The sequence below is a fragment of the Paraburkholderia youngii genome, assembly GCF_013366925.1.
In the GTDB taxonomy this organism is placed as follows: domain Bacteria; phylum Pseudomonadota; class Gammaproteobacteria; order Burkholderiales; family Burkholderiaceae; genus Paraburkholderia; species Paraburkholderia youngii.
This window is the reverse complement of the sequence record NZ_JAALDK010000001.1, coordinates 707,816-720,008: the sequence shown is the minus strand read 5'-3', so window position 1 is coordinate 720,008 and position 12,193 is coordinate 707,816. Positions and strand designations below refer to the sequence as shown.

12 protein-coding genes are annotated in these 12,193 nt (G+C 62.6%); 1 reads left to right on the top strand and 11 read right to left on the bottom strand.

Going from position 1 to position 12,193, the window contains the following annotated elements; translation table 11 throughout:
• Nucleotides 1-25: 25 nt before the first annotated feature.
• The 9 genes from phoU to G5S42_RS03415 form a co-directional block, all read right to left on the bottom strand.
• Nucleotides 26-730 carry a phosphate signaling complex protein PhoU gene (phoU, locus tag G5S42_RS03455; RefSeq protein ID WP_176105544.1) on the bottom strand — a complete coding sequence of 235 codons (705 nt, stop codon included), beginning with the start codon at nt 728-730 and terminating at the stop codon, nt 26-28.
• A 28-nt stretch (nt 731-758) separates the two neighbouring features.
• Entirely contained in the window at nt 759-1,607 is an 849-nt protein-coding gene (gene pstB, locus G5S42_RS03450; RefSeq protein ID WP_018433457.1) for a phosphate ABC transporter ATP-binding protein PstB, read from the bottom strand.
• Nucleotides 1,608-1,623: 16 nt separating this feature from the next.
• Nucleotides 1,624-2,520 carry a phosphate ABC transporter permease PstA gene (gene pstA, locus G5S42_RS03445; protein WP_176105543.1) on the bottom strand — a complete coding sequence of 299 codons (897 nt, stop codon included), beginning with the start codon at nt 2,518-2,520 and terminating at the stop codon, nt 1,624-1,626.
• A complete protein-coding gene (pstC, locus tag G5S42_RS03440) occupies nt 2,517-3,518 on the bottom strand; it encodes a phosphate ABC transporter permease PstC (RefSeq protein ID WP_176105542.1) in 1,002 nt (333 codons plus the stop codon). Before pstC ends, pstA begins: the two co-directional genes overlap by 4 nt.
• Before the next feature lie 160 nt (nt 3,519-3,678).
• Nucleotides 3,679-4,710 carry a phosphate ABC transporter substrate-binding protein PstS gene (pstS, locus tag G5S42_RS03435; RefSeq protein WP_176105541.1) on the bottom strand — a complete coding sequence of 344 codons (1,032 nt, stop codon included), beginning with the start codon at nt 4,708-4,710 and terminating at the stop codon, nt 3,679-3,681.
• A 396-nt stretch (nt 4,711-5,106) separates the two neighbouring features.
• Nucleotides 5,107-6,465, bottom strand: a complete 1,359-nt coding sequence (gene glmM / locus G5S42_RS03430; protein ID WP_176105540.1) for a phosphoglucosamine mutase — start codon at nt 6,463-6,465, stop codon at nt 5,107-5,109.
• Between the two features lie 29 nt (nt 6,466-6,494).
• Nucleotides 6,495-7,394: a dihydropteroate synthase gene (gene folP, locus G5S42_RS03425; protein WP_309235006.1), complete on the bottom strand. Its 900-nt coding sequence runs from the start codon at nt 7,392-7,394 to the stop codon at nt 6,495-6,497.
• Between the two features lie 83 nt (nt 7,395-7,477).
• The gene (gene ftsH / locus G5S42_RS03420) at nt 7,478-9,367 is read right to left on the bottom strand and encodes an ATP-dependent zinc metalloprotease FtsH (RefSeq protein WP_013090008.1); all 1,890 of its coding nucleotides are present in this window, start codon (nt 9,365-9,367) and stop codon (nt 7,478-7,480) included.
• A gap of 189 nt (nt 9,368-9,556) precedes the next feature.
• Nucleotides 9,557-10,219 carry an RlmE family RNA methyltransferase gene (locus tag G5S42_RS03415; RefSeq protein WP_176110304.1) on the bottom strand — a complete coding sequence of 221 codons (663 nt, stop codon included), beginning with the start codon at nt 10,217-10,219 and terminating at the stop codon, nt 9,557-9,559.
• Nucleotides 10,220-10,416: 197 nt separating this feature from the next.
• On the opposite strand from G5S42_RS03415, the gene G5S42_RS03410 reads away from it, so the two are divergent.
• Nucleotides 10,417-10,944, top strand: a complete 528-nt coding sequence (locus G5S42_RS03410) for a YhbY family RNA-binding protein (protein WP_176105539.1) — start codon at nt 10,417-10,419, stop codon at nt 10,942-10,944.
• 201 nt (nt 10,945-11,145) lie between these two features.
• Here G5S42_RS03410 and G5S42_RS03405 read toward each other — a convergent pair whose 3' ends face one another.
• Both G5S42_RS03405 and greA read right to left on the bottom strand, forming a co-directional pair.
• Nucleotides 11,146-11,655, bottom strand: a complete 510-nt coding sequence (locus G5S42_RS03405) for a DUF4149 domain-containing protein (protein WP_176105538.1) — start codon at nt 11,653-11,655, stop codon at nt 11,146-11,148.
• 20 nt (nt 11,656-11,675) lie between these two features.
• Complete coding sequence (gene greA, locus G5S42_RS03400) at nt 11,676-12,152, bottom strand: transcription elongation factor GreA (RefSeq protein WP_176105537.1); 477 nt, start codon at nt 12,150-12,152, stop codon at nt 11,676-11,678.
• Nucleotides 12,153-12,193: the final 41 nt, after the last annotated feature.

Below are 12,193 nucleotides of genomic sequence, written 5' to 3'. Positions count from 1 at the left end.
GGCACCTCTGTTCCTTATCTCTGGATTAGCTGAGCGCTTCGCGTTCGAGCGCGTCGCGCGACTGGTGCCGCACGTCGGTACCCTTGACGATGTAGATGATGAATTCGGCGATGTTCTTCGCGTGGTCGCCGATCCGCTCGATCGCCTTGGCGATGAACAGGAAGTCGAGGCCCACCGAGATCGAACGCGGATCTTCGGTCATATACGAAATCAGCTTGCGCACGAACGCGCGGAATTCCTCATCGATCGCCTTGTCGTCGCGCACGATCTGCGCGGCCGCGACCGTGTCCAGACGCGCGAACGCGTCGAGCGCGCGGCGCAGGATCGACACGGCCATCTCGCCGGACAGCTTGATCTCGGCGATGTTGATGGTGCGCGAGGCGCCGTCTTCCATCAGACGCCTGGTGCGTTTCGCGATCTTCTCGGCCTCGTCGCCGGCGCGCTCGAGGTTCGTGATGGTCTTCGAGATCGCGATCAGCAGGCGCAGATCGCGCGCGGCCGGCTGACGGCGCGCGATGATGTTGCTGCACTCCTCGTCGATCTCGACTTCCATCTTGTTCAGACGGTCTTCGGCGGCGATGACCTGCTCGCACATACCGAGGTCGAATTCGTTGAGCGCCTGCATCGCGTTGACGATCTGCGATTCGACGAGGCCGCCCATTTCGAGCACTTTCGACGAAACGAGGTTCAGGTCGGCGTCGAACTGGCTGGACAGATGTTTATCGGACATGTCGTACTCCGTTGTATTGCCCGGCGGATCAGCCGAAGCGGCCGGTGATGTAGTCCTCGGTTTCCTTGCGGACCGGCTTGATGAAGATTTTTTCTGTGTCGCCGAATTCGATCAGTTCACCGAGGTACATATAGGCAGTGTAGTCCGAACAGCGGGCCGCCTGCTGCATGTTGTGCGTGACGATCACGACCGTGTAGTCGCTCTTCAGTTCGGCGATCAGTTCTTCGATACGGCCCGTCGAAATCGGGTCGAGCGCCGAGCACGGCTCGTCGAGCAGCAGCACTTCGGGGCGGATCGCGATACCGCGCGCGATACACAGACGCTGCTGCTGGCCGCCCGACAGACCGTAGCCGCTCTGGCCGAGCTTGTCCTTCACTTCGTTCCACAGCGCCGCCTTGGTCAGCGCCCATTCGACGCGGTCGTCCATTTCCGAGCGCGACAGCTTCTCGAACATCTTCACGCCGAAAGCGATGTTGTCGTAGATCGACATCGGGAACGGCGTCGGCTTCTGGAACACCATGCCGATGCGCGCGCGCAACAGCGAAATATCCTGGCGCGTAGTCAGCAGGTTTTCACCGTCCATCACGATCTCGCCTTCCGCGCGCTGCTCCGGATACAGCGCGTACATCTTGTTGAAGGTTCGCAGCAGCGTGGACTTGCCGCAGCCCGACGGGCCGATGAACGCGGTCACCTTGCCTTCGGGAATCTGCAGATTGATGTTCTTCAGCGCGTGGTACTTGCCGTAGAAGAAGTTGAGATCCTTGACTTCGATCTTCGGACGCGACGGCGTTTGCGCGTGAGCGCTGTGTTCGGGGTCGGAGCCCGCGGGCGCGGTTGCGTGCCCGACCGGATTGAGTTGGGTTTCTGCCATGTTCATCGGATTCACTCCGCCCTTACTTGTTCGAGAAGATCGTGCGCGCGAGGATATTCAGTCCCAGCACCGCGAGCGTGATCAGGAAGACGCCGGCCCACGCGAGCGATTGCCATTGCGCGAACGGGCTCATCGCAAACTTGTAGATCGTGACCGGCAGGTTCGCGACCGGCTGGCCCATATCGACCGAGAAGAACTGGTTCGACAGCGCGGTAAAAAGCAGCGGCGCGGTTTCGCCGGCAATCCGCGCGATGGCGAGCAGCACACCGGTAACGATGCCCGCGATCGACGCCTTCAGCGTGATCGACAGCACCATCTTCCACTTCGGCGTGCCGAGCGCGAACGCGGCTTCCCGCATCGCATTCGGCACGAGCTTCAGCATGTTTTCGGTCGTGCGGATCACGATCGGAATCTGCAGAAGCGCCAGCGCGAGCACGCCGGCCCAGCCGCTGAAGTGGCCCATCTTCGCGACGACGAGCGCGTAGACGAATAGACCGATGACGATCGACGGCGCCGACAGCAGGATGTCGTTGATGAAGCGCGTGAGGTTCGCAAGCCAGCCCTTCTGGCCGTATTCGGCGAGATAGACGCCCGCCATGATGCCGATCGGCGTGCCGACGAAGGTCGCGAGCGCGACCAGCAACAGGCTGCCGACGATCGCATTCGCAAGACCGCCGCCATCGGTGTTCGGCGGCGGCGTCGACTGCGTGAAGAGCTCGACCGACAAACCGCCGATCCCGAGATGCAGCGTCGTATAGAGAATCCACACGAGCCACAGCAGGCCGAACGCCATCGCCGCGAGCGACAGCGTCAGCGCGATCGCGTTGGTCATCCGACGGCGCCCTTGCAGACGCACGCGCATCGCTTCGAGCGTCGCGGGGTCCTTCAGACCCGGCATATTCAGGGACGGCCCGCTCATTTCGCGCCCTCCCCTTTCTCGAGACGCAGCAGCATGATTTTCGAAATCGCCAGCACGATGAATGTAATCACGAACAGGATCAGGCCGAGTTCCATCAGCGCCGACGTGTGCAGGCCCGGGTCCGCTTCCGCGAACTCGTTGGCGAGCGCCGACGTGATGCTGTTGCCCGGCGAAAACAGCGAAATATTGTCGAGCAGATTGGTGTTGCCGATCACGAAGGTGACCGCCATCGTCTCACCCAGCGCGCGGCCGAGGCCCAGCATGATGCCGCCGATCACACCGGTCTTGGTGTACGGCAGTACGATCTTCCAGATCACTTCCCACGTCGTGCAGCCGATACCGTAGGCCGATTCCTTCAGCAGCACCGGCGTCACTTCGAACACGTCGCGCATGACCGCCGCGATGTACGGGATGATCATGATCGCAAGGATCACGCCCGCGCACAGAATGCCGATGCCGATCGGCGGACCCGAGAACAGCGCACCGACGATCGGAATGCCGCCGAGCACCGCGCCGAGAGGCTTCTGGAACCACACCGCGAAGATCGGCGCGAACACGAGCAGGCCCCACATGCCGTACACGATCGACGGAATCGCGGCGAGCAGTTCGATCGCGATGCCGAGCGGCCGACGCAGCCACGCGGGCGACAGTTCGGTCAGAAACAGCGCGATGCCGAAGCTGACGGGCACCGCGATGATGAGAGCGATGATCGACGTCGCGAGAGTGCCGTAGATCGGCACGAGCGCGCCGAATTGCTTGCTGGGTGGATCCCACACCGCCGTCCACAGGAACGCGAGACCGAACTCGCGAATCGACGGCATCGAGGCGATGATCAGCGACACGATGATGCCGCCGAGCAGCAGCAGCGTGACGATCGCGGAAAGGCGTGCGAGGCCGCCGAAGATCACATCGCCGGAGCGGCCAGGCGCTTTTTGCTGCGACGCGCTGCCAGGCGGAGTGGCCCGGCTCGTGCCGGACGCTAAATGAATATCGGACATGAGAGCCTGAGGGACCTGTTTCCAGTTGCCGGACGACACTTGTCGGGCGGGCGGTGATGCATGCGGCGCGTGCCGCGTGAAAGTCACAGGCCGTCCTCGTACGAGGACGGCCGGGGTGCTACGAGGCGCGATTCAGACATACCGCGCCAGCTTACGCCTGTTACTCGGCGAGCGTCTTGCCTGCCGAATCCTTGACCTTCTGCTTCCACTGCGTGCGGATTTCCGACACGACCGATTCCGGCAGCGAGATGTAGTCCAGATCGTTCGCAGCCTGACCGCCGTTCTTGAACGCCCAGTCGAAGAACTTCAGCGTTTCCGCGCCTTGCGGTGCCTTTTCCTGCGTCGTGTGCAGCAGCACGAACGTCGCGCCGACGATCGGCCATGCGTTCTTGCCCGGCTCGTTCGTCAGGATCTGGTAGAACGACTTCGACCAGTCAGCGCCAGCAGCCGCTGCCTTGAACGTGTCCGTCTGCGGCTGAACCACTGCGCCAGCTTCGTTCTTCATCGCGACGTAGTTCATGTGGTTCTGCTTGGCGTAGGCCCATTCGACGTAGCCGATCGAACCCGGCAGACGCTGCACGAATGCCGCGACGCCGTCGTTACCCTTGCCGCCCGTGCCGGTCGGCCAGTTGACCGTCGCACCTTCACCGACCTTCGTCTTCCATTCCGGGTTGACCTTCGACAGGTAGTTCGTCCAGATGAAGCTGGTGCCCGAACCGTCGGCGCGGCGCACCACGGCGATGTCCAGATCCGGCAGCTTGACCTTCGCGTTCAGCGCGACGATTGCCGGGTCATTCCACTTTTTGATCTTGCCGAGATAGATGTCGCCGAGCACTTCACCCGACAGCACCAGTTCGCCCGGCTTCACGCCCGGCACGTTGACTGCCGGCACCACGCCGCCGACCACCGTCGGGAATTGGAACAGGCCTTGCTTCGCGAGTTCGTCGTCCTTCAGCGGAGCGTCCGAACCAGCGAAATCGACGGTCTTCGCCTCGATCTGCTTGATGCCGCCCGACGACCCGATGCCCTGGTAGTTAACCTTGCCGCCGCCGGTCTTCTGATAAGCGTCGGCCCACTTCGTGTAAATCGGTGCCGCGAACGTGCTGCCCGCGCCGGTGATGTCTGCGGCTTGCGCTGCGATTGCGAAAAGCGCGCCAGCGACGCCAGCGAACACGGTTTGCATCAATTTCATGAGACCTCCAATGGAGTGTGAGCGTGTGGTGTGAGCGGGAAACTCGAACACCGCGAAGCTTAGGGTCTCTTTATGACAAAAACGTGACTGATCGTGAATCAGATGTGACAGTCACATTACCCAATGAAAGGTTCGGGAGCCGGCGAATTGCCGCGATTGCGATGCTCGTTGCATTGCATTTTTCAAGTTAGACGAAAAAGACGGGGCGCGAACGTTTGCGCTCGGTGCGGAGAGACATTTTGGTGCGGGATGCACCGACCTTTTGGCGGCTGCAGCGTGGGGATTTATTGGGGTGAAGCCGGCGACGAAGGTCATGGCACGCGGGTCGCCGGAGCTCTCGGAGCGACCGTCAGGCCGCAAGCGGTCGCCGCCGCCCGCCGCCTGTTGGGGAACAGATCAGGCCGTTGCTACCCGCACGGCTTGCGCAATCGCTTCCGAATGCTCGAGCGCGTCCGCGACGTTCTGCGCCTCTACCATCACGCGCAGTACCGGCTCGGTGCCCGACGCGCGGATCAGGACGCGACCGCGCCCGTCGAGCGCGCCTTCGGCCACCTTGATCGCGCTACGAATCGTATCGCTGCCCTTCCAGTCCGCGCCGGGCTTCATGCGCACGTTGATCAGCTTCTGCGGGAACAGCGTGACGCCGTCGAGCAGATCCGCGAGCGACTTGCCGCTGCGCTGCATCGCCGCCAGCACGAGCAGAGCGGACACGATGCCGTCGCCGGTCGAATGGCGATCGAGCGACAGAATGTGGCCCGAACCTTCGGCGCCGAGCTGCCAGCCGTGTTCGCGAAGCTGTTCGAGCACATAGCGGTCGCCGACCGCGGCGCGCACGAACTTGACGCCGGCTCTCTGCAGCGCGACCTCCACGGCCATGTTGGTCATCAGTGTGCCGACCGCGCCTTCCACGTGGCCGGCGGTCGCGATACGGTCTTTGACCAGCACGTACAGCAGCTCGTCGCCGTTGAACAGGCGGCCGGACTCGTCGACTACCTGCAAACGGTCGGCGTCGCCATCGAGCGCGATACCGAGGTCCGCGTGGTTCGCGCGCACCGCGCGCACCAGCGCATCCGGCGCGGTCGCGCCGACGCCGTCGTTGATATTGAAGCCGTTCGGCGAGACGCCGATCGGGATCACTTCCGCGCCGAGCTCATGGAACACGTGCGGCGCGACGTCGTACGCGGCGCCATGCGCGCAATCGACGACGAGCTTCATGCCGCGCAGGTCGTACGCGGCCGGGAAGGTGCTCTTGCAGAACTCGATGTAGCGGCCGGCCGCGTCGTCGAGACGACGCGCCTTGCCCAACTGCTCGGAAGCCGCGCAAGCGAGCGGCAGCTCGAGCTGCTCCTCGATCTGCGCCTCGACGTCGTCCGGCAACTTGTTGCCGTCGGCCGAGAAGAACTTGATACCGTTGTCGTAGTACGGGTTATGCGACGCGCTGATCACGACGCCCGCGGCAAGCCGCAGCGCGCGCGTCAGATAGGCGATGCCGGGAGTCGGCATCGGGCCGGCCAGCATCACGTCGACGCCGGCCGCCGAAAAGCCCGATTCGAGCGCGGCTTCGAGCATGTAGCCCGAGACGCGCGTGTCCTTGCCGATCAGCACGGTCGGGCGAGCGCCTGTCTTCGCCCATTGATCGGCGCCCGCGAGCACCTTGCCGGCCGCGTAGCCGAGCCGCAACACGAATTCCGGCGTGATCGGGCCTTCCCCGACCTTGCCTCGAATGCCGTCCGTTCCGAAGTAACGACGTGCCATATTTGTTCTCCCTGTATCTGGCTGCGGGCTCAACCGTGCGCGCGGCTCTGCTTGGCAGCGTCGCGCAGGGTTGCCCATACTTTCAATGCATCGACTGTTTGCGCGACGTCGTGTACGCGCAGAATCGCGGCGCCCCGCTCGGCCGCGCACACCGCTGCGGCGATGCTGCCGGCCACGCGCTCCGGCGCCGGCCGCCCTGTCACCGCGCCAACCATCGATTTGCGCGACATGCCCGCAAGGATCGGATATGGCGACGCGGCGCGCGGCGCCGTGTCGCGCAGATGCGCAAGCAACGCGTAGTTGTGCTCGACGACGATCTTGCCGAAGCCGAAACCCGGATCGACGCTGATTCGCTCGCGCGCAATCCCCGCCTGCTGCAAAGTCGCGACACGCTCCTCGAGGAACTGGCGCACTTCGCTGACAACGTCGGCATAGTGCGGCTCGCCGCGCTGCATGGTCTGCGGCTCACCTAACATATGCATTACACAAAGGCCGCAGTCGCTGTCGCGCACCGCGTCGATCGCGCCGGGCATGCGGAAGCCCCAGACGTCGTTGATCAGGTCGGCGCCCGCGTTCAACGCGTCGCGCATCACTTCCGGCTTGTATGTATCGACCGACAACGGCACATTCGCGCCACGCAGCTGCTCGACGAGGGGTATCACGCGCTCCAGTTCTTCGTCGAGCGGCACCGGCGGCGCGCCAGGACGCGTCGATTCCCCGCCGATATCGATAATGTCCGCGCCCTCGAGCATCATGCGCTCGGCATGGCGCAGCGCATCGCCGCGCATCGCGTACAAGCCGCCATCGGAGAAGGAATCGGGAGTGACGTTCAGAATGCCCATGACCAACGGGCGTTCAAACGTCAGCTTGAAGCGGCCGCACTGCAGCGGCTCTGGAAGGGGTACGGAAGAACAATCGACTTTCGACACGTAACAATGCTTCACTTTGAACGGATCAATGCAAAACGGGCCGGTGTGTAGCACACCGGCCCGCACTTTCTACTGGCTACCTATCAGGCCGGCGCGGTTGCGCTGCCCGGCTTGACTTCGGTGCCCGCGCTACCGCCCGACGAGGCGTCGCTTGCCGACGGCGGCGAACTCTTCGGCGAACGCGGCGGACGGCCGGCCATGATGTCGTTGATCTGATCGGCGTCGATCGTCTCCCACTCCATCAATGCGGCGGTCATCGCTTCGACCTTGTCGCGGTTCTCTTCCAGCAGGCGCCGCGCGAGATTGTACTGCTCGTCCAGCACACGACGGATTTCCGCATCGACCTTCTGCTGCGTCGCCTCCGAAATGGTCCGCGTGAAGCCGCGGCCGAACGGCGAAGCGTCGTTTTCGTCGTCGACATAGACCATCGGTCCGAGCGCATCTGTCATACCGAAGCGGGCAACCATTGCGCGAGCCGTCTGGGTCGCCTTGTTGAAGTCGTCCGAGGCGCCGGTGCTGATGAGGTTCAGGAACAGCTCTTCCGCGACGCGACCACCGAACAGAATGGCAAGACGGTCGAGCAGATAGTCCTTCGAGTACGTTTCGTTATCATGCTCCGGCAACTGCCACGTGACGCCCAGCGCACGGCCGCGCGGAATGATCGTGACCTTGTGCACCGGATCGGCCTTCGGCAACAGCTTCGCGATCACCGCGTGACCCGATTCGTGATACGCGGTCGCACGCTTCGATTCTTCGCGGATCACGGCCGACTTGCGCTCCGGACCCATGAAGATCTTGTCCTTCGCGTCCTCGAAATCGGTCATTTCGACGATGCGCTTGCCACGGCGCGCCGCGAACAGCGCTGCTTCGTTGACGAGGTTCGCGAGATCGGCGCCCGAGAAACCCGGCGTGCCGCGCGCGATCACTGCCGCATCGACGTCGTTCGAAATCGGTACCTTGCGCAGGTGCACCTTCATGATGTGCTCGCGGCCGCGGATATCGGGCAGACCGACGTACACCTGGCGGTCGAAACGGCCCGGACGCAACAGCGCCTTGTCGAGTACATCCGAACGGTTCGTCGCAGCGATCACGATGACACCCGAGTTCGCCTCGAAGCCGTCCATTTCGACGAGCATCTGGTTCAGCGTCTGTTCGCGCTCGTCGTTACCGCCGCCCATGCCGGCGCCGCGATGACGGCCGACCGCGTCGATTTCGTCGATGAACACGATACACGGCGCGTGCTTCTTGGCCTGCTCGAACATGTCGCGCACGCGAGCCGCGCCGACGCCGACGAACATTTCCACGAAATCCGAACCCGAAATGCTGAAGAACGGCACCTTCGCCTCGCCGGCGATCGCGCGTGCGAGCAGCGTCTTACCGGTTCCCGGCGGGCCAACGAGCAGCACGCCGCGCGGAATACGACCACCGAGCTTCTGGAATTTCTGCGGATCGCGCAAAAAGTCGACGAGCTCCGACACTTCTTCCTTGGCTTCGTCGCAACCGGCAACGTCGGTGAAATTGATTGCGTTGTTGTTCTCGTCGATCAGCCGCGCGCGCGACTTGCCAAACGAGAAGGCCCCGCCTTTGCCGCCCCCCTGCATCTGTCGCATCATGTAGAACCAGAAACCGATGATCAGGATCGTCGGCCCGAGGTAATACAACACGGACATCAGTGCATTGGGTTCGTCGTCAGCCTTGCCGCTCACCTGTACACCATACTTCATCAGATCGCCGACCATCCAGATGTCGCCGGGCGACACGATCTGGTACTTCTGGCCGTCTGCTGGAGTGACCGTGAGGTTCCGCCCCTGGACAATGACGTTCTTGACTTTGCCGTTCTTCGCGTCGTCCATGAACTGCGAATAGGAAACGCCTTCCTGGACACGGGGCTTGTCGAACTGCTTGAACACCGTAAACAGCACCAGTGCGATCACCAGCCACACTGCTGCTTTCGAAAACATATTGTTGTTCAAAGCACCACTCCTTCACTTAGACGGGCGCCTACATTTGCCTTGCGGCACCACGAAAGCATTCTAATCCAGTCCGCAGACCCCTGCCATAGCGTTTCACTACCACGGAAATAGGGTAGCGGGCCAGCTTGACGCCGGTCTCCGACGCATCGGGCTAGTTATTGGCAGAAATGGAACCGGCTCGCCGCATCCCTACACGAGACGCTTCAAATGCTTACCCAAAATAAATGTTTCTGACGATTTATCCCGCGACGCCTTCGGCTTGCGGGCTGCCACCACCTTGAATTGGCGCTTGAACTTTTCGACAATCTGACTATATCCGCTGCCGTGAAAGCATTTGACTAAAAGGGCACCATCGGGCTTCAGGTGATTTTGTGCGAATTCGAGCGCGAGATCGCATAAATGCTCGATCCGCGCCGCGTCCGCGATCGCCACACCGGACAGGTTGGGTGCCATATCCGAAATTACAAGGTCTACCTGGCGCGCGCCGACCAACTCTTCGAGCTGGACCAGCACCGAGTCTTCGCGGAAATCCCCCTGGATGAAGTGCACGTCGGCTACCGGCTCCATCGGCAGAATGTCCAAAGCGATGATCGTGCCGTCGATGCCACCTTCGCGTTCCGCGTTGCGCTGCGAGCCGCCGGCCAGCTTGTTACGCGCGTACTGACTCCAGCTGCCCGGCGAGGAACCGAGATCGACGATCACCTGTCCGGGGCGGATCAGCTTGTCCTGTTCGTCGATTTCCTTGAGCTTGTAGGCCGCGCGGGCACGATAACCTTCCCGCTGCGCCATTTTGACGTACGGATCGTTGATGTGGTCGTGCAGCCACGCGGTATTGAACTTGTTTTTTGCCATTAAAGATTGAACTATTGCTGCGTCAAGTCGCGCTTTAGGGGATAATACGCGGTTAATTCGCGCGGCCACCGCCAGACTGGCGGCCATCCGCGATTCTGTTGTTCTGACGCGCATCCTGCTGAATCAACCCGCCCGAATCGCTCGGCGATCGGACGAAAGCGCAGGAGCCGCCATTTTAGTCGAGTCTTCCACTTTCCATGCCAGCCCTCAAAGTCTCTTCCGACCAACGCGCCGAGTTGCGCTCCCAGGCACATGCGCTCAAACCGGTCGTGCTCGTCGGGGCCGAAGGCTTGACCGATGCTGTACTCGCCGAAATCAGGGTGCACCTCGCAGCGCATCAACTGATCAAAATCCGCGTGTTCGGTGATGAGCGCGAGGAGCGCATCGCCATCTACGAAGAGATCTGCGACACGCTGAACGCGGCACCGATTCAGCATATCGGCAAGTTGCTCGTGATCTGGAAGCCAGAATCGGCACAACCGGCGGCAAAAGCGAAGCGCGGCGCGTTGCCGAGCGCCCGTGAAGCGGCAGCTGAAGAAGCCCGGCCGGCCAAGGGCCGCGCACCGCGCATCGTCAAAGTGGTGAAGCCGACCGACGTGCCGATGCGCAAGCCGCGAGCGAAAGCGGTGCTGGTGCGCGGCAATGAACGCGTGACGCAGGGCGGCAACATCAAGCGCGCGAAGAAGCGTCAAACCAGCGCGAAGCGTTCGCATCAGTCGAAGTAAGAGCACACGCGGCGAAGGTGCGGACCGGCTCCGCACCCCGCGTTGGCGGCCTTGGGCGCAAGGCCCGAAACGGCGCCAATGAACCGTAGCTGGCCGCCGGAATAGCGACGATTCGTCGCAACATGAAGTTCATCGCGGGCATCGGTTCGGCATCGACCGGGGGACATAGCGCCGCGTCACACCACCAGCCACCCGCGAGCCTCAGCCCGCCACCTTTCCCGCGACTCCGCGCGCGCCCTCTTCGTCGGCCGCGGTACCGACATGCACCGGCAGCAGCCACACGAGCGCAGCACCTAGCAGGCTCTCGATCAGATAGAACAGACTCGACACGCCATGCAGGATGCCGAAGCGCGTCGCATAAACGGAATGTCCGACGTCTGCGCCCGCCTCGAGCGCCGCGACGCGCATCGCGTTCATGAACGGCTGCAACGCGAAATAGCCAACTAGCACGCATACGAGCATACCGGCGAGCAGCCAGCGCAGGCGGCGATACACGCCACTACCGCGCCGCACGAGCAGATTGGCAAGACCGAGCAGCAAAATACCGCACACGACGCCAATCACTCCCTGAATCCGAAACAGCTGCGCGGCAATGGCACCCGCCGTCATGCGGTCGAGCGACGTGAACAGCACGGGCGCAACCGCGTAGCCGATAGTCAACAGGCTACCGACCCACACCACCGTCAACAGGCGGAATAAACGATGCGGCATCAGAGACAGCGGCGCCATCCTCAGATGTAGCTGACCGCGATGATTTCGTATTCGCGAATGCCGCCCGGTGCCTGCACCGACGCGACGTCGCCTTCCGATTTGCCGATCAGCGCACGCGCGATCGGCGAGCTGATCGAGATCAGGCCGTGGTCGATGTCCGCTTCGTCGTCACCGACGATCTGATATTTGACCGACGCGCCCGACTCGAGGTCTTCGAGCTCGAGCGTCGCGCCGAACACCACGCGGCCGTCCGCTTCCACTTGCGCCGGATCGATCACCTGCGCGCCCGCGAGCTTCGACTCGATTTCGGCGATGCGGCCTTCGATGAAGCCCTGCTTTTCCTTCGCAGCGTCGTATTCCGCGTTTTCCGACAGGTCGCCCTGGGCGCGCGCTTCCGCGATCGAGTTGATCACGGCCGGACGCTCGACCGATTTCAAGCGCTGCAATTCATCGCGCAGCATGTCTGCTCCGCGCTTCGTCAATGGAATAGTGCTCATAAACAACTCTGGAGGCAAAAAACGGCCATAAAAAAAATCAC

Coding starts and splice junctions, on each gene's coding strand:
- phoU (WP_176105544.1), bottom strand. CDS start 730: ATGTCCGATAAACATCTGTCCAGCCAGTTCGACGCCGACCTGAACCTC.
- G5S42_RS03405 (WP_176105538.1), bottom strand. CDS start 11,655: ATGCCGCATCGTTTATTCCGCCTGTTGACGGTGGTGTGGGTCGGTAGC.
- glmM (WP_176105540.1), bottom strand. CDS start 6,465: ATGGCACGTCGTTACTTCGGAACGGACGGCATTCGAGGCAAGGTCGGG.
- greA (WP_176105537.1), bottom strand. CDS start 12,152: ATGAGCACTATTCCATTGACGAAGCGCGGAGCAGACATGCTGCGCGAT.
- pstB (WP_018433457.1), bottom strand. CDS start 1,607: ATGAACATGGCAGAAACCCAACTCAATCCGGTCGGGCACGCAACCGCG.
- G5S42_RS03415 (WP_176110304.1), bottom strand. CDS start 10,219: ATGGCAAAAAACAAGTTCAATACCGCGTGGCTGCACGACCACATCAAC.
- pstC (WP_176105542.1), bottom strand. CDS start 3,518: ATGTCCGATATTCATTTAGCGTCCGGCACGAGCCGGGCCACTCCGCCT.
- G5S42_RS03410 (WP_176105539.1), top strand. CDS start 10,417: ATGCCAGCCCTCAAAGTCTCTTCCGACCAACGCGCCGAGTTGCGCTCC.
- pstA (WP_176105543.1), bottom strand. CDS start 2,520: ATGAGCGGGCCGTCCCTGAATATGCCGGGTCTGAAGGACCCCGCGACG.
- pstS (WP_176105541.1), bottom strand. CDS start 4,710: ATGAAATTGATGCAAACCGTGTTCGCTGGCGTCGCTGGCGCGCTTTTC.